Annotated in this window: 16 protein-coding genes; 3 read left to right on the top strand and 13 right to left on the bottom strand. The window is 69.6% G+C overall.

Annotated elements, in window-relative coordinates; all coding sequences use genetic code 11:
• Positions 1-96 precede the first annotated feature (96 nt).
• From AB5J56_RS43965 to AB5J56_RS43945, 5 genes are all read right to left on the bottom strand, one after another.
• On the bottom strand, positions 97-1,059 hold the full coding sequence (locus AB5J56_RS43965) for a TIGR01777 family oxidoreductase (protein ID WP_369241959.1): 963 nt from the start codon (positions 1,057-1,059) through the stop codon (positions 97-99).
• 77 nt (positions 1,060-1,136) lie between these two features.
• Positions 1,137-1,496: a cupin domain-containing protein gene (locus tag AB5J56_RS43960; RefSeq protein ID WP_369241957.1), complete on the bottom strand. Its 360-nt coding sequence runs from the start codon at positions 1,494-1,496 to the stop codon at positions 1,137-1,139.
• 149 nt (positions 1,497-1,645) lie between these two features.
• Complete coding sequence (locus AB5J56_RS43955) at positions 1,646-2,686, bottom strand: ComEC/Rec2 family competence protein (RefSeq protein WP_369241955.1); 1,041 nt, start codon at positions 2,684-2,686, stop codon at positions 1,646-1,648.
• On the bottom strand, positions 2,683-3,966 hold the full coding sequence (locus AB5J56_RS43950) for a hypothetical protein (protein ID WP_369241953.1): 1,284 nt from the start codon (positions 3,964-3,966) through the stop codon (positions 2,683-2,685). Before AB5J56_RS43950 ends, AB5J56_RS43955 begins: the two co-directional genes overlap by 4 nt.
• Positions 3,963-5,135 carry a caspase family protein gene (locus AB5J56_RS43945; protein WP_369241951.1) on the bottom strand — a complete coding sequence of 391 codons (1,173 nt, stop codon included), beginning with the start codon at positions 5,133-5,135 and terminating at the stop codon, positions 3,963-3,965. Before AB5J56_RS43945 ends, AB5J56_RS43950 begins: the two co-directional genes overlap by 4 nt.
• Before the next feature lie 148 nt (positions 5,136-5,283).
• Between AB5J56_RS43945 and AB5J56_RS43940 the strand changes: the two genes are divergently transcribed.
• Complete coding sequence (locus AB5J56_RS43940; RefSeq protein ID WP_369241949.1) at positions 5,284-6,339, top strand: DUF2235 domain-containing protein; 1,056 nt, start codon at positions 5,284-5,286, stop codon at positions 6,337-6,339.
• A 22-nt stretch (positions 6,340-6,361) separates the two neighbouring features.
• Here the strand turns inward: AB5J56_RS43940 and AB5J56_RS43935 are convergent, their stop codons facing one another.
• Positions 6,362-7,396: a LacI family DNA-binding transcriptional regulator gene (locus AB5J56_RS43935; RefSeq protein ID WP_369241947.1), complete on the bottom strand. Its 1,035-nt coding sequence runs from the start codon at positions 7,394-7,396 to the stop codon at positions 6,362-6,364.
• A 168-nt stretch (positions 7,397-7,564) separates the two neighbouring features.
• Between AB5J56_RS43935 and AB5J56_RS43930 the strand changes: the two genes are divergently transcribed.
• Complete coding sequence (locus tag AB5J56_RS43930) at positions 7,565-8,752, top strand: Gfo/Idh/MocA family protein (protein ID WP_369241945.1); 1,188 nt, start codon at positions 7,565-7,567, stop codon at positions 8,750-8,752.
• 74 nt (positions 8,753-8,826) lie between these two features.
• On the opposite strand, the gene sigJ is transcribed toward AB5J56_RS43930, so the two are convergent.
• The 7 genes from sigJ to AB5J56_RS43895 all read right to left on the bottom strand — a co-directional run bounded on the left by sigJ (position 8,827) and on the right by AB5J56_RS43895 (position 15,352).
• Entirely contained in the window at positions 8,827-9,678 is an 852-nt protein-coding gene (sigJ, locus tag AB5J56_RS43925) for an RNA polymerase sigma factor SigJ (protein ID WP_369241943.1), read from the bottom strand.
• Positions 9,675-10,253 carry a carboxymuconolactone decarboxylase family protein gene (locus tag AB5J56_RS43920; protein ID WP_369241941.1) on the bottom strand — a complete coding sequence of 193 codons (579 nt, stop codon included), beginning with the start codon at positions 10,251-10,253 and terminating at the stop codon, positions 9,675-9,677. Before AB5J56_RS43920 ends, sigJ begins: the two co-directional genes overlap by 4 nt.
• 97 nt (positions 10,254-10,350) lie before the next feature.
• A complete protein-coding gene (locus AB5J56_RS43915) occupies positions 10,351-11,370 on the bottom strand; it encodes a Gfo/Idh/MocA family protein (RefSeq protein ID WP_369241939.1) in 1,020 nt (339 codons plus the stop codon).
• Positions 11,371-11,424: 54 nt separating this feature from the next.
• Entirely contained in the window at positions 11,425-12,333 is a 909-nt protein-coding gene (locus AB5J56_RS43910) for a sugar phosphate isomerase/epimerase family protein (protein WP_369241937.1), read from the bottom strand.
• Between the two features lies 1 nt (position 12,334).
• A complete protein-coding gene (locus tag AB5J56_RS43905) occupies positions 12,335-13,249 on the bottom strand; it encodes an ATP-binding cassette domain-containing protein (protein ID WP_369241935.1) in 915 nt (304 codons plus the stop codon).
• A 4-nt stretch (positions 13,250-13,253) separates the two neighbouring features.
• The gene (locus AB5J56_RS43900) at positions 13,254-14,327 is read right to left on the bottom strand and encodes an ABC transporter permease (RefSeq protein ID WP_369241933.1); all 1,074 of its coding nucleotides are present in this window, start codon (positions 14,325-14,327) and stop codon (positions 13,254-13,256) included.
• 5 nt (positions 14,328-14,332) lie between these two features.
• Positions 14,333-15,352 carry a sugar ABC transporter substrate-binding protein gene (locus tag AB5J56_RS43895; RefSeq protein ID WP_369241931.1) on the bottom strand — a complete coding sequence of 340 codons (1,020 nt, stop codon included), beginning with the start codon at positions 15,350-15,352 and terminating at the stop codon, positions 14,333-14,335.
• A gap of 331 nt (positions 15,353-15,683) precedes the next feature.
• Here AB5J56_RS43895 and iolC point away from each other — a divergent pair, with 331 nt between their 5' ends.
• Positions 15,684-16,640: a 5-dehydro-2-deoxygluconokinase gene (gene iolC / locus AB5J56_RS43890; protein WP_369241929.1), complete on the top strand. Its 957-nt coding sequence runs from the start codon at positions 15,684-15,686 to the stop codon at positions 16,638-16,640.
• Positions 16,641-16,649 lie beyond the last annotated feature (9 nt).

Below are 16,649 nucleotides of genomic sequence, written 5' to 3'. Positions count from 1 at the left end.
AAGGAGACCCCAGCCACGCCAACGCCCCCGAGACAGCAGCGATTCAAGAGCCTCGTGAACGTCCGCGTCCACTTCGCAGGCCTGCGGGACACCGCCTTACCGGAAGCCTCCGCTTCTGCGAGTCGCACGGACCCGGCCCACCAGGTCGGCCGCCGCCTCCGGCCACTGCCCGTGGTCGAAGGTGAAGCCCGCCTCCAGCAGGCGGCCGGGGACGACGCGGCGGCTCTTCAGCAGGAGTTCGGTGTCAGAGCGCAGCGCGAAGGCGCCGAGTTCGGTCATCCACTTGGTGGCGGGCAGGCCCACCGGCATGCCCCAGGCGGTGCGCAGCGCGCGCATGAAGGTGCGGTGGGGTACGGGGGCGGGGGCCGCGAGGTTCACCGGGCCGGTGAGGTCGTCGTGGTCGGTGAGGAACTCGACCGCGCGGACGAAGTCGACCTCGTGGATCCAGGACACGTACTGCGCGCCGCCCGCGACCGGCCCGCCGAGGCCGAGCCGGGCCAGCCGCAGCAGGACGTCGAAGACGCCTCCGCGGTCGGGGCTCATCACCATCGCGGAGCGCAGGGCGACCTTGCGCGTGTGCGGAGTTTCGGCGCGTTCCTGCTCGCGTTCCCACGCTTTCGCGATCTCGACGCTGTACGCCCAGTAGCCGGGGACGTCCGGCTCGTTGCCGCCCAGTACGCCGGTCGCCTCGTCGTTGGGGGCGTCGAAGCGGTGCGCGTAGACGGTGGCGGTGCTCATCTGCAGCCAGACCCGGGGAGGCCGTACGGCGGTGGCGATCGCTTCTCCGACGACTCGGGCCGAGTTCACCCGGGAGTCCATCATGGCGTGCAGGTTGGCCGGGGTGTAGCGGCAGCTCACGCTGCGGCCGGCCAGGTTGATGGCGACGTCGCTGCCGTCGATCGCCTCGGCCCACGGGCCCACGGTCTCGCCGTCCCAGCGGATTTCGCCCGGCCTCTTCGGGTGTCTGGTCAGGATGGTGACGTCGTGGCCCTGAGCGGTCAGGGCACGGTTCACAACCGTCCCCACCTGCCCGGTTCCCCCGGGTATCACGATCTTCATCAGGCTCCCCCCTCGGTACGTGGGGGGAGCCTACCGCAGCGAGTTGAACGTGTTCAAAAGAGGGGTTCCGCCTCTTTCTACTTGGCCTTCGCGTAGTCCTGTGCCATGCCGCCCGCGAAGTCGTACACCACGCACTGCTCGTCGCTGACGACCCACGCGTCATGCCCGGGCGGGCACACGAAGATGTCGCCGGGGCCTACCTCACCCTCGGCGCCGTCGTCCATCCGGATGCGCATCCGGCCTTGCACGACATAGCCGTTGTGGTGGATTTCGCAGCTCTTGGTTCCGGCGATCGGTCCTACCGACTCGGACCAGCGCCAACCGGGCTCGAAGGTTCCCACGGCGAAGTCGAGTCCCGTCAGGTGGACGGCTTCGAGGTGGCCCCGAGGAAAATCTCGCCGCTCGTCCGGCTTGTCGGCCGCCTTGATCTCGAGCATGACGGCTCCCTTCATTGTGGCCTTGCCCAGCACGGTCGGAGGGGTCGCTCCTCCCCTGGCGCCGACGATCAACGCCGACCGGACCTCTCCACTCCATCGTCTGCCTGTCCACCTGGAACCGCCATTCGGGGGAAACCCCTTCGCTGGGCTCACAGCTCCAAGGTGACGAACCCGTCCTCCGCGTCCTGCGCCGGCGCGGTCACCGTGTAACCGAAGCGGTCCTTGAGGGAGTCGACGTCCCAGAGAGCCGCGCGGTCGCGGTAGTTGAAGACGATCTCCTTGTGCGGTCCGCCGTGCTGGAGGATGCGGGCCATGGCGATCTCGTTGGGATGGGCGTGCCGGGCGCCGCTGGTCGATATCAGGTAGCGGTCGCAGTCGATCAGGTCGAGCAGTTCCTTGGACAGGTTGTGATCGCTGCCGTGGTGGGCCACCTTGAGGACGTCGATGTGCAGGCGGCCGCCTGCCGCCTCGGCGCGCGGCCGTATCGACGCGACAAGTCGGCGGTCGTCCGCGTCGCCGGTGAGGACGAGGCGTTTGTCCTCGAACTCGAAGAGCAGGCCGATACTGGTGAGGTTGGTCTTCGAGTTGTCCGGATCGAAGGGGGTCGCGGCCAGCTGTTCGATGTTCACGCCGCCGAAGTGCTCGAAGTCCGGGGCCGCTGGGATCTCCTGCGGATCGCGGCCCGGGATCAGGCCGTTCTTGGCGCATTCCTTGACCCAGTCGGGGACCAGCCGCTCGAGTTGTGCGCGGTCGGGTGAGAGGACCTCCATGGTGGATCCGTCGTCGAACCACGCGAGCTGCCGTCCGACCTCGACGCTCATCCCGCCGAAGGCGTCGTTCCAGGCGATCTTCTGCGCGATGAGGGCGCTGGTGAGCTTCTCACCGTCCTGGGCACCGAAGCCCTCGGTCTCCAGGAGGTGGTCGAAGCCGTTGAACCATACGTCGCCGAATTCCACCGTCCTGTCGTTGTCCTCCATCAGCGCGAGGACACCGAGGATGTGGTCCTGGTCGACATGGGTGACGACCAGCAGGTCGATCAGGCCGTCGAGTCGCGCCAGGGCGGGCTTGATGCGCGGGTAGGTGCCCGCGCGGCCGCCGTCCACGAGGATCCGGCGGATGAAGGTGTCGTCCCCGTACTCCAGGAGCAGGCAGTCGCCGTCCTCGCCGGGGTTCATGGTCAGCCGGATCACTGCTGCCTCCCTCGCAGAGCGACGATCACGAACGGCTCGCGCATGTCGACGCGGTAGGACAGGCGGCGCGCCTGGTCGAGCCGGTGGGCGCATTCCGGGTCGTCGGGGAACTCGGAGAGCCCGTGGATGAGCCGGCTCAGACCGAGGGTGAAGACGGGGACTCCGCGGTCGAAGGCCTCGACGAGCGCGTCGCGCGCCGCGTTCCGTTCCGTCTCGCTGTGTGCCCGGCGCAGGTGGCGCATGGCCCAGAGCAGGGATCCGTCGCTCATCCAGTCGAACTCGTGTCGCAGGTAATCGAGCCAGGGGTCCCAGCGATGCGGCTGTTCCGTCAGTTCGCTGCCGACCAGGATGTACGCGCCGGCGACCGCCGCGAGCGGGTTCGTCATCTTGGCGTAGAGCAGGGTCTCCGCGTCCCGTACGAGGGTCGCCGCCGCGTCGAAGGCGCCTCGGGTCATGTATCCGAGCGCGGGCCCGACGTGGCTGTCGCGGACGCTGACCGAGACGGCGCTGCCGGTCGGGCTCTGGCGTTCGTTGACCATCACCTCGATCTGGGCGCCGCCCCAGGGCGCGGGCAGGGTGACGACGTACTCACTGCCGGCCAGCGCGACGACCAGGAACTGGCGTGGGCCCGTCGGTCCGGAGAGCGTGCTGTTGCCCTCCTCGTCGAGCGGGCCCCGCGCGCCGAACCGGTACAGCCGTGCCGCGTCGTCGCCGAGGGCGAGGTGGGCGACGGAGTGCGGGGCGGTGTGGGCCAGCTCGAACACGGCCTGTCGCTCGGCGAGTCCGTCGGCCAGGGTGAGCATCTGGGCGAAGTGCCACCCGGCCGGTTCGGGGTCGCCGATCCAGGCCGCATGACCTGGTTCGACGATCGAGTCCGATTCCCACACCCCGGATCGTGATCCCTGGGAACGGGGCACCGGAATCGTGGAGCCGTCGTGGTAGGCCTCATAGGGTTCGATGTTGCCCATGAGGTACTGCCAGGAGTGCGACTCGTAGGGCGAGGGTGCCGCGCGGAGCGTCACGGGTGTGTCCCTGCCCTCGTGTGCCTCGGCGTCCCGGGAGAGTACGACGCCGGAGGGCAGGGTGGCGGAGACGGTGTAGCGGCCGGGCGCGACCTCGTAGCGTGCCGGGGGCGCTGAAGTCCCGCACGGGAAGAGGACGTTGCGGTGTGCGATTCCGCTGTCGTCGGCCGGGTAGATGCTCCCGACGATCTTCGCGCCGTCGGAGAGGTCGGGCTCGTCGAGGCTCAGGGCGACGATGACGCTCAGGCCGGTGGTCATGGCTGCACCAGCTGTATGCGGCGGAAGACCGGCCGTACGGTGACGGTCTTGGTCCGTACGTCCTGGTCGCCGAGCCGTGCCTCGAAGTCGTAGTTGCCGAAGCGGAGTTCGATGGCCCACTCACTCTCGGGGTCCGTGTCGTCGACGTCGCCCACCTGACGCCGCAGCCGCTCCAGGCCGTCCTCGCGGCAGACGAACTCGGCGTCGGCGTTGTCGTGTGCCGGTTCGCAGCCGACGTACACCGGGACGACCGGCGGTCCCGGCAGCCGGTGCAGGACGAAGATCGGGAGCTCGCCGACCGAGGGGACCTGGACGCCCGCGACCGCTCCGGCGAACCGCGGCTCGTGCATGAAGTGGTCGATGGCCTCCAGCAGGTGCGAGGTGTTGACGCGCCAGTCGCCCTCGGGGTCGTCGCTCGCCGCTCCGGCCAGGCTCTTGAGCAGGGCCTCGGTGAACAGGCTCACCTGTCCGGGCCGTGCGTGCGACTGGTCTCCGGCCAGGGTGGCGTAGTACGGAATGTTGAAGCGGCGGGGCAGGTCCAGCGGGCGCGCCCCGGCGCCCAGCGGGGACCGCCCGGCGAACCGGGTGCCCGAACGCTCGATGAGCACATCGGAGTTGGACCGGCAGGCATCGACGAAGAACACCTGCTGGGTGGCCTTGCAACGCTTGAGCCCGTTCATCAGGCCCGCGAAGTCCAGGGCGCCGTTGAGCGGGTTGTGCAGGTCCTCGAAGATGTCGGCGGCCAGCAGCGCCATGTCCTCGCCCTGCGAGACGCCGTGACCGCAGAAGTAGAAGACGAGGCGGTTGTCGACGTCGCTGTCGCCGCGGTCGTACCACTGGGTGACCGCGGCGAGGATGTTGTCGATGGTGGCGATCTCGACGTCGTGGGCGCTCTGGGTGCGGGGGTTCACGAAGGGGGCGGGCTGTTCCTCGCTCAGCAGCAACTCCAGGCTGCCGAGCGGCCGTTGGGGGTCGTGATACTCGGTCAGCAGCCAGGTGGCGAAGGCCCGCGCGGACAGGGGCGGCGAGCTGAGCTGGCGCATGCCGTCGGGGTCCGCGACCGGTGTCTCGCCGCCGGCGAGGTGGGGGTATTTGCCGACGCCGACGATCAGTGCGTGTGTGCACGCAGGACCGGCCTGCTCATCGAGATGGATCGTGGAACCGGCCATGGCTCCTCCGGGGACTCCACACTGCCGGAGCATGCCCGCAGGCAGCATTTCTCTTATTATATTTATGGAAGTCTGATACGTCCTGATATGTCTTCAGTGTCTTCAGTGAGCGGCTTCACGAACACCCCCTTCGAACACGAGGCCCGACATGGCCAAGAACCTCGTCATCTGCCTCGACGGCACGGGCAATCAATTGAAGGCGAAAGGGAACACCAACGTCGTCCGGCTCTACGAGATGCTGGACCTCGCCGATCCCTCCCAGCAGATCGCCTACTACGACCCCGGGGTGGGGACCTTCTCCGCCGCGGGCACATGGACCCCTGTCGCCCGGCGGCTGTCGAAGCTCTTCGGGCTCGCCTTCGGCTCCGGCCTCAAGACCAACCTCGCCGAGGCCTACACCTACCTGATGGGGCATTACGAACCCGGCGACCGGATCTACGTCTTCGGCTTCAGCCGCGGCGCCTATACGGCCCGTGCGCTCGCCGGGATGCTCAAGACGGTCGGGCTGATGCGGCCGGGCATGGAGAACCTCGTCCCCTACGCGGTGTCCGTCTACGCCAAGAACAAGGACTGGACGCGGGCAGACTGGGACCAACTGCACCATTTCGCGGGCGCGTTCAGCGACCGGGTCGGCGGACGCGTCGGCATTCCCGTCGATTACCTGGGGATCTGGGACTCGGTGAAGGCCGCCGGTGTCCTGCGGTGGAATCTGCGGTGGCTGTACACCCGTCAGATCCCGAACGTCCGCCGGGTCCGCCATGCCGTGTCCATCGACGAGAAGCGCCGCCCCTATCGGGAGTACCTCGTCACTGCGGGCGACACCGGGCACGCCGTCCCGGACTCGGTCGAGCAGGTGTGGTTCGCCGGTGTGCACTCCGACGTCGGCGGCACCTTCGAGGACGACCCGCGGTTGCCCACCGTCACCCTCAAGTGGATCCTCGACGGCGCCCTCGCGGCGGGGCTGCGGCTGAAGAGCGGGGCGTACGCGCGCCAGGTGACGCTCGGGCCCGAGCACGCCCTCGGCACGGTGCACCGGATGGGCTGGGTCTGGGCGCTGCTCACCTACCGGCGCCGCCGGGTGCCGCCCGACGCGCATGTACACGCGAGCGTCCGCGCGCGGCTCGGCGGGGATCCGGGGTACGCGGGCCGGATCCCGCCGACAGCGGTGTGGTCCGACGACGACTGGCTCAGCCCGCACGGCTGAAGCGCCCGATCCGCGCAGGACCTCACGCTTCGGCGGGCGACGCCGTGGTGCCCCGTACCTCCAGCGTCGGCGTCGACAGGTGCACCCCGGCCGGGTGCCCGGGGTCGGTGAAGCGGTCCAGGAGGCAGCGGGCGGCGCGGCGGCCGACATCGTGGCCGGCGTTGTCGACGGTGGTCAGCCACACATGCCGCAGCCGGGAGATGCTCGTGTTGTCGTAGCCGATCACGGACAGGTCGCGCGGTACCCGCAGGCCGAGTTCTTCGGCGGCGGAGAGTGCGCCGACGGAGGCGATGTCGTTGACGGCGAAGACCGCGGTGGGGCGGCGGGGGCCGCTGAGCAGGCGGACGGTGGCCCGGTAGCCGCCCTCCTCGGTCATGTCACAGGGCTCCACGCGCATGCCGTCGGCGAGTCCGTGTGCGCGCAGGGTGGCCTCGAAGGTGCGCCGCCGCAGGTCGCCCACGGCTCCGTAGCCGGCGATGTGCGCGATGGTGCGGTGGCCGAGGCCGATGAGGTGTTCGACGGCCAGCCGCGCTCCGTGCTCGTCGTCGCCCGCGACCACGTCCACGCCGGGCAGCTCCGGTTCACGGGTGCCCGCGATCACCACCGGCATCCGCTGGGCTGCCGCGCCGAGGGCGGCCGGGTCGGGCAGGGTGCCGATAGCGACGAGGCCGTCGACCTGGAGGTCGAGAAAGGGGCGGGTGACGTCCTGGCCGATACGACGGTTGAGGCGGGCGTCCGCCATCAGCATGTGCAGCCCGTTGTCGTGCAGCAGCGAGTTGAGACCGTCGAGCAGGTCGACGAACCAAGGGTTGCGCAGGTCGTGCAGGAGCACGCCGACGGTGCGGGTGCGCTGCTCGCTGAGGCTGCGCGCGGCGGCGTTGGGCCGGTAGCCGAGTTCGTCCATGGCCCGCAGCACGGCCTCGCGCTTCTCGGTCCGCACCTGGTCGGAGCCGCGCAGCACGAGCGAGACCAGCGACTTGGACACGCCGGCCCGCTCGGCGACCGTACGGATGGTCGGACGGCCGTCGGCAGGGGTGCGCCCGCTCACATCAATCACGTATGCGCCCCGTGCAGCTCAGCCATGGTTTGGACCGCTCCATATCGCTCCCCCTCGTTCCCTGCACTCTCGCAGAGGGGTTTTGGCGCTGTCAAAGGTGTTGACAGCGCTCCACTCCCTCACCGAGGGTGGAGCGAGCGCGTTTGGACCGGTCCAAAGAGGTGGAACATGGAGAACGAAGCCAGTGGAGCCGCACGTCGGCCTCTCGGCGTCGCGGTCGTCGGCTTCGGCTGGATGGGCCGTGTGCACAGTCAGGCGTACGCCCGTGTGCTGCACCATTTCCCGCAGCTGACCGTGCGACCGGAGCTGGTGACCGTCGCCGAGGAGGTGCCCGGGCGCGCCGAGGAGGCCGCCGCGCAGTTCGGGTTCTCCGGCACCGCCCGTGACTGGCGCGAGGTCGCCGCGGACCCCCGGGTGCACGCGGTGAGCATCACGGCCCCTAACTTCCTGCACCGCGAGATCGGCGTGGCGATGGCCGAGGCGGGCAAGCACATCTGGATCGAGAAGCCGGTCGGTCTCACCGCCGACGACGCCCGTGCGGTCGCCGACGCGGTCGCCAAGTCCGGGGTCCAGGGCACGGTCGGCTTCAACTACCGCAACGCGCCCGCCGTGGAGACGGCCCGCGAGCTGATCGCCTCCGGTGACCTCGGCACGGTCACGCACGCCCGCATCCGGCTCTTCAGCGACTACGCCGCGCATCCCGACGGCGCGCTGACGTGGCGCTACGAGCGTGCTCGCGGCGGCAGCGGCGTGCTCGGTGACCTCGCCGCGCACGGCGCGGACCTGGCCCGTTTCCTGCTCGGCGACATCGACGCGCTCACCGCCGACACCGCGGTCTTCGTGCCGGAGCGGGCGCGCCCCAGTGGGGCCACCGCCGGTCACACGCTGGCCACCGGGGGCACGCTGGGCCCGGTGGAGAACGAGGACTACGTCTCCTGCCTGCTGCGCTTCGCCTCCGGCGCCCGCGGTGTCCTGGAGGCCTGCCGCGTCTCGGTGGGCGAGCAGAACAACTACGGCTTCGAGGTCCACGGCACGAAGGGCGCCGTCTTCTGGGACTTCCGCCGCATGAACGAACTCGGCGTCAGCCGCGGCACGTCGTACCAGGACCAGCCCGTCAGCACCCTGTACGTCGGGCCGGGGGACGGCGCATACGGTGCGTTCCAGCCCGGCGCCGCGAACAGCATGAGCTACGACGACCTGAAGGTCATCGAGGCCCACCGCTTCCTGCGTTCCATCGCCGAACAGACGCCGTACGGGGCCACGTTGACGGACGCCGTCCACAGCGCCGCGGCGCTGGAGGCCATGGCGACGTCCGCCGCGAGCGGTGCGTGGGTGGGCCTGCCGCGCTCCGCCTGACACAGCGAGGTCGTGGGTGTTCCGGGCGGTGGGAACCGCCCGGAACACCCACGATGCCGGAGCAACCGCGGGACTCACCTGGCGAGTTCGGCCGGTTCTTCGAGCCTCGTCAGCTTCCGGGGGTTCGCCATCGCGTAGATGTGGGTGATCCGCCCGCCCTCCACCACGAGGCTCACCGCGGCCAGCCGGCCGTCGGCCTCGATCCGGCCCGCAGGCGCGCCGTTGAGCCACACGGTCGACACCTCCCGGTCCGGGCGCGCAAGCAGCGACGCCACCAGTTCGGCCCCATGGATCGGAACCCGGGCAGCGGACGCGAGCCCGCCGCCGTCGGCGATCAGGACCACGTCCGGCGCCATGACCTCCATCAGCCGCTGCAACTGCCCGGTGCGCAGCGCGGCCAGGAACCGTTCCACCACGGCCTGCTGTTCCGACGGGCTCACCTGTACCCGTGGCCGCCTCGCCGCGACATGCTCGCGGGCCCGCCGCGCGATCTGCCGCACCGCGGCCGCGGACTTGCCCGTGGCCTCGGCGATCTCGCCGTACGGCAGCTCGAAGATCTCGCGGAGCACGAACACCGCCCGCTCCGTCGGCCCGAGCGTTTCGAGCACGGTCAGCATCGCGATCGAGACGCTCTCCGCGAGTTCGACGTCCTCGGCGACATCGGGGGTGGTGAGGAGTGGTTCCGGCAGCCACTCGCCGACGTACTCCTCACGGCTGCGCGACAACGACCGCAGACGGTTGAGCGCCTGGCGGGTGACGGTCCGCACGAGGTAGGAGCGTGGGTCGCGCACCTGCGCCTGGTCGACGCCGGCCCAGCGCAGCCAGGACTCCTGAAGCACGTCCTCCGCGTCGGCGGCCGACCCGAGCATCTCGTAGGCGACCGTGAACAGCAGGCTGCGATGGACGACGAAGGGGTCGTCGGTCATGCCGTCGACCCTACGCCGGACGCCTCCGGACGTGGGGCCAGCGGAATGGCGCAGGCATCGGAGTAGCCCTGCGAGGTGATCCCGTGGGCCGTGTTGCACCGGGTCGCGAAGTTGGCGAAGCCGATGAACACGGTGAGTTCGACCATCGCCGCCGGGCCGAGCCGGTCGAGCAGGCTCGCGTACAGCTCGTCGGTGACGGTCGTCGGCGTGTTCGTCATGGCCTCGGCGTACTCCATCACGTCGCGCTCCAGCGGCGTGAACACCTCCGACTCCCGCCAGCGCGGCACCTGGCTCGCCTTGGCGAGGTCCAGGTGCTGGTTCTGCGCGTGGAAGTAGTTGATGTCGAGGCACCAGCTGCAGCCGACCTGTGCCGCGACGGCCATGTGCGCGAACGTCTTGAGGCTCGCGTCGGCCGCGTCCCAGCCGGGAATCCTGGCCGAGAACTCCTGGTTGGCCGCGGCGACCTTGGGGTTGTGGGCCAGCACCTCGACGGGTTCGGGCACGGCACCGAGCTGCTTGATCATGATGTCGCGGAGCTCGGGGTCGAGCTCGGCCTTCGGGACGCGGAGCGTCATGGCGTTCTCCTCATACGTGTGCCTGTTCGGCTTTGGCATGAAGACACCGCCGGACCCGCGGGTGTGACACACCCCCAAGGCCGAGCCCGACGTCGGATCAGCGGTAGAGAGCGGGGCGCTCGATCAGTTCGACCTCCACCCGGCGGCCTTCGGCCTGGGCGCGGACGCCCGCCTCGCACACGGCCGCAGCCGCGTAGCCGTCCCAGGAGCTGGGGCCGGTGACCTCGCCGCGCCGGGTGGCGTCCACCCAGGCCTGGACCTCGCGGTCGTAGGCGTCCTCGAAGCGCTCCACGAAATCCGGGGCGATGGTGCCGCCCCAGCCGGTGGCCGTGTTGGTGACCATCGCATGGCCGTCGCCGATGCGGGCGGTGCCGTTCTCGCAGACGGCTTCCGCCTGCACCTGGTAGCCGAAGCGGCAGTTGACGTAGATCTCCACGTCGACCAGCACGCCGCCGTCGGTCTCGAAGACGACGAACTGCGGGTCCGACAGGCCCTCGGGCGCGTTGCCGGAAGGGCGCGGCTTCATCACCGTGACCGCGGTGATCTCCTGGTCGAGCAGCCAGCGGGCGACGTCCATCTCATGCACGACGGAGTCGTTGATGAGCATCTGCTCGGTGAAGTACGGCAGCACGTCGGCGTTGCGGTGCCGGTTGTGCAGCATCAGCGGGCGGCCGATGCTGCCGCCGTCCAGCAGCGCCTTGAGCTTCAGGTACTCGGCGTCGTAGCGGCGCATGAACCCCACCTGCACGCGGCGGTGGCCGAGTTTCTGCTCGGCCTCCATGACGCGCAGCGCGGAGGCCGCGTCGGGGGTGAGCGGCTTCTCGCACAGGACCGGCAGGTCGTGCTCGAAGGCGGTGAGCAGGGCCGCCTCATGGGCGGGCCCGGGAGAGGCGATGACTACGGCGTCGACGTCGTCGGCGGCCATCGCGGCGGCCGGGTCGGTGTACGCGGTGCAGCCGTCGATGCCGTCGGCGAGCTGCTTGGCCCGCTCCGCGTCGATGTCCACGACGGCGGTCACCCGCGCCCCGCTGATCACTTCGCTGATGCGGCGTACGTGGTCGGCACCCATGCGGCCGGTGCCGACGACGGCGACCCCGAGCGTTCCGCGGTTGGTCATGGTGTTGGGTGGTCCTTTCGAATGGGGCGGGCCAGGCTGTTCAGGCCGAGTGAATCAGGCGCCGCAGGTACGCAGGAACGCGCGGGTGCGTTCGGCGATCGGCAGCGGCTTGTCGGGCGGGCAGGGGTACATGTCCTGCTCGACGATGGCGAACAGGTCCACGCCGAGTTTCTGCGCGGCGGTCAGCACCGGTTCCAGCGCCGGGATGCCGGTCGGCGGTTCGCACATCACCCCGCGCTGGACGGCGGGCCCGAACGGCACCTCGTTCGCGGTGACGTCCGCGAGGATCGCCGGGTCGACCTGCTTGAGGTGCAGATAACCGATGCGCTCGCCGTAGGTCTCGATGAGCTTGACGCTGTCGCCGCCGCAGTAGGCGTAGTGCCCGGTGTCCAGGCACAGGTTGACGAGGTCGGTGTCGGTCGAGTCGAGGAAGCGTTCGACGTGGTCCTCGGTGTCGAGGTGGGTGTCGGCGTGCGGATGGACGACGATGTCCAGGCCGTACGTCTCCTTGACCTCGTGGCCGAGCCGTTCCATGCCCTTGGTGAGGTGGGCCCACTGCTCGCCGGTGAGCTCCGGCGGTTCGATGATCTCGGCGGTCTTGTCGTCGCGCCAGAAGGAGGGGATCACCACCAGGTGGCGTGCGCCCATCGCCTGGGTGAGGGCGGCGACCTGGCTGACGTGGTCCCAGGTGGACTCCCAGACGGCGGGTCCGCGGTGCAGGGAGGTGAAGACCGTGCCGGCGGAGACCTGGAGTCCGCGCTGTCCGGTCTCGTCCTTGAGCACGGCCGGGTCGGTCGGGAGGTAGCCGTAGGGGCCCAGTTCGATCCACTCGTATCCGGAGGAGGCGACCTCGTCGAGGAAGCGCCGCCAGGGGACCTGCTGAGGGTCGTCGGGGAACCAGACGCCCCAGGAGTCGGGGGCGGAGCCGACCCGGATGCGGTCCAGGGAGGGCACGTTCGACATGTCAGGAGGTCCCTTCGGAGGATGCCACGGCGGGTGTCTGGAGGTCCTTCGCTTCGGGGAGCTCGTCGACGTCGACGCCGCGGACCTGTGCCAACTCATGCTTGAGGGCGGCCAGTTCGGCGCCGCCGGCCATGTGGTTGGTGAGTTCTTCCAGGCTCACCTCGCTGCGGGCGGCGCTGAGTTCCATGGTGCCCAGGCGCAGCACGCTGAAGTGGTCGCCGACCATGTACGCATGGTGGGGGTTGTGGGTGATGAAGATGACGCCGAGGCCGCGGTCGCGGGCGGCGGCAATGTACTTGAGCACGACGCCGGACTGCTTGACCCCGAGGGCGGCGGTCGGCTCGTCGAGGATGAGGACGCGGGCGCCGAAGTAGACGGCGCGGGCGATGGCCACGGACTGGCGCTGGCCGCCGGAGAGGGTGCCGATGGGCTGGTTGAGGTCGTCGAGGACGATGCCCATGTTGCGCAGTTCCCGGTCGGCGGTCTCCTTCATCCGTGCGATGTCGAGGCGGCGGATGGGCCAGGGGCCCTTGGTCATCTCGGAGCCGAGGAAGAAGTTGCGCCACACCGGCATGAGCGGGACGGTCGCGAGGTCCTGGTAGACGGTGGCGATGCCGGCGTCGAGGGCCTCGCGGGGGCTGGTGAGCCGCACCGGCCGGCCGTCCACCAGGAATTCGCCCTCGGTGTGCTGGTGCAGCCCGGAGATGATTTTGATGAGGGTGGACTTGCCGGCGCCGTTGTCCCCGAGCACGCAGGTGACCTTGCCGGGCCGGACGCTGAGGGAGACGCCGTGCAGGGCGCGGATGTTGCCGTACGACTTGCCGGCGCCGCGCAGCTCGACGAGGCAGGCGTCCGCCGTGTCCGGGGTGTCTTCGAGGATGGCCCCGTGGGGCGTGGATCCTTTGGCGGTTGTCATGCGATCACCTCCGGGTCGCCTGGCGGCGGACCCACAGATTGACGAGGGCGGCGACGAGGAGCATCACGCCGAGGAAGGCCTTGAACCAGTCCGGGTTCCAGTTGGCGTAGACGATGCCCTGGGAGACCATGCCGAAGATGAAGGCGCCGATGACCGGGCCGATCGCCGAGCCGTAGCCGCCGGTGAGCAGGCAGCCGCCGATCACCGCGGCGATGATGTACAGGAACTCGTTGCCGACGCCCTCGCCGGACTGCACGGTGTTGAACGAGAACAGCAGGTGCATGCCGACGAACCAGGCGCCCGCGCCGACGCCCATGAACAGCGCGATCTTGGTGAAGTTGACGGGGACGCCCACCGCGCGGGCGCTGTCCTTGTTCCCGCCGACCGCGAAGATCCAGTTGCCGAACTTGGTGCGCAGCAGCAGCCAGGTGGCGATCGCCGCGAAGACCAGCCAGTAGACGATGGTGATCTTGAAGCTGACTCCGCCGATGCTGAAGTCGGAGGCGAAGATCTTCTTGGCCTGGTCGAAGCCGTCCATGTCGCTGATCGAGTCGCTGGCGACGTTGCCGGTGAAGATCTTGGTGACGGCGAGGTTCGCGCCCTGGAGGACCAGGAACGACCCGAGGGTGACCAGGAAGCTGGGCAGTCCGGTCTTGATCAGCAGCCAGCCGTTGAACGCGCCGACCGCGAGGGAGGCGATCAGGGCGACGAAGACGCCGGTCCACACGTTCATCGACAGCTGGAAGCTGAGGATGGCGGCGGTGAGCGCGGAGGTGGTGACCGCGACGCCGGCCGAGAGGTCGAACTCGCCGCCGATCATCAGCAGGGCCACCGGAACAGCCATGATGCCCATCACGGAGGCCTGGTAGAGCACGGTGGACAGGGCGCTCGCGTCGCGGAAGGTGGGCGCCGCCACGAAGAAGAAGACGTAGACGCCCGCGGCCGCGATCAGTGCGCCGACCTCGGGGCGGGCGAGCAGCCTGCGGCTGAGGGACTGATGGGCGGTCCTGCCGTCCTTCTCGGCGGCCGGCGGGGCCGGCGACGAGGAACTCGCCGCCGGGGCCGTTGCTTGGGACATGGAGATCACCGGGTGCCCTTCGCGGCGAACTTGGCGACCGTGTCGGCGTTGCTCTTGTCGACGAAGGCCGGGCCGGTCAGCACCGGCTGCTCACCGCCACCGCTGTAGTTGCCGTTGTTCTTGTAGAGCCACAGGGAGTCGACCGCCAAGTAGCCCTGGAGGTAGGGCTGCTGGTCGACGGCGAACTCGATGGTGCCTGCCTGGACGGCCTTCACCAGTTCCTTGTTGAGGTCGAAGGTGGCGACCTTGGCCTTGCTGCCCGCGTCGCTCACGGACTGCACGGCGGTCAGTGCGATCGGGGCGCCCAGCGTGACCACGTGGTCGATGCCGCTGTCCTGCTTGAGCTTGGCCGTGATGGTCGACTTCACCGACGGCATGTCGGTGCCGTTGACGTAGAGGGTCTCGGTGGTGCCCTTGAACGTCTTCTTCACGCCGTTGCAGCGCTGGGTGAGGCCGACGTTGCCCTGCTCGTGGATGACGCAGGCGATCTTCTTGGCGCCGGTCGCGTTCAGCTTCTTGCCGAACGCCTCGCCCGCCACGCTCTCGTCCTGGCCGAAGAACTCCATCAGGCCGAGGGACTTCCAGTCGCTCAGGCCCGAGTTGAGGCCGACCACGGGTATCCCGGCCGCCCTCGCCTTGCCCACGACGTCCTTCATCGCGTCCGGCTTGGCCAGCGTGATCGCGATGCCGTCGACCTTCTGGTCGATCGCGTTCTGGACGAGGTTGGCCTGGTTTCCCGCGTTCGCGTCGTTGGAGTAGATCAGCTTGATGTTGTCCTTGGCGGCCGCCGCCTGGGCGCCCTTGCGGACCGTGTCCCAGAAGGTGTCCCCGGGCGGCGCGTGGGTCACCATCGCGACCGTCATGCGGGCGGTGGTGGCCTTGCCCGCGGAGGTGCCGTCCGCGGCTTCCTCGGCCTTCTTGCCGCCGCCGCTGCTGGAGCAGCCGGCGACGAGCAGCACGGAGGCTGCGGCCGCCGCGACGAGGGGGGCGATTCTGCGAGAACGGGGCTGAAGCGTGCGGTCCATCTTTCCTGCACCTCACTGTGCTACGGGGGGAAAGGGAGCGGGGGGTTCCGGGCCCAGGGCCCAGATGGGGGCCTGAGCAGGGAGCCCGGGCCGGGTGGCGATGACACGGCCGGTTCGTCGGGCCGACGACGCGGCTGGTTCGTTGGGATGGGATACAAGTCCCTGACGGCTCCACCTGTCAATAGTTTGTTAAGACATCATTTCACTAGCAGGTCAGAATGTCAGTACAAACCATTGACAGGACATCGCTCCGAGCCCTACACCTGTTAGCACCGCACCAGGCCCATTGGGCCCCGGGGTGCCCGCATCCCCCGCTTGAGGAGCGACGCTCATGCCCGAGTCCGCTGAACCCTTCGACCTGATCACCATGGGACGCATCGGTGTCGACCTCTATCCGCTCCAGACGGGCGTCCCGCTGGCGCAGGTCGAGTCGTTCGGAAAGTTCCTCGGCGGCTCCGCCGCCAACGTCGCGGTGGCCGCCGCGCGCCTCGGCCGCTCCACCGCGGTGATCACCCGGACCGGCGACGATCCGTTCGGCACGTATCTGCACCAGGAACTCAAGGAGTTCGGCGTCGACGACCGCTTCGTCACCCCGGTCGACGCCTACCCGACGCCGATCACGTTCTGCGAGATCTTCCCGCCGGACGACTTCCCGCTGTACTTCTACCGGCGGCCCAAGGCCCCGGACCTGGAGATCCGCACCGACGAGCTGGACTTCTTCGCCATCCGCGCCGCCCGCATCTTCTGGATCACCGGCACCGGCCTGAGCGAAGAGCCCAGCCGCTCCGCCACGCTGGCCGCCCTCAAGGCGCGCGCCAAGGCGGGCACCACCGTCTTCGACCTCGACTGGCGCCCGATGTTCTGGCAGGACCCGGAGGCCGCCCGCCCGTACTACGCCGAGGCGCTGCGCCACGTCACCGTCGCGGTCGGCAACCTCGACGAGTGCGAGATCGCCACTGGCGTACGCGAACCTCGCGCCTGCGCCGAGGCCCTGCTGGAGGCAGGTGTCGAACTGGCCGTCGTCAAGCAGGGCCCCAAGGGAGTGCTCGCCGTGCACCGCGACGGAACGAGCGCCGAGGTGCCGCCGATGCCGGTGGAGGTCGTCAACGGCCTCGGCGCGGGCGACGCGTTCGGCGGCTCCCTCTGCCACGGGCTGCTGTCCGGCTGGGAGCTGGAGAAGACCATGCGGTACGCCAACGCCGCCGGCGCCCTCGTCGCCTCCCGCCTCGCCTGCTCCTCCGCGATGCCCACCCCGGACGAAGTCGCGGACCTCGTCGCGCGCGGCTGACCCCGCCCC

The organism is Streptomyces sp. R21, from assembly GCF_041051975.1.
Classification (GTDB): Bacteria; Actinomycetota; Actinomycetes; order Streptomycetales; family Streptomycetaceae; genus Streptomyces.
Note: the sequence above shows the minus strand (reverse complement) of the source record. Positions and strands in the feature narration are given on the sequence as shown.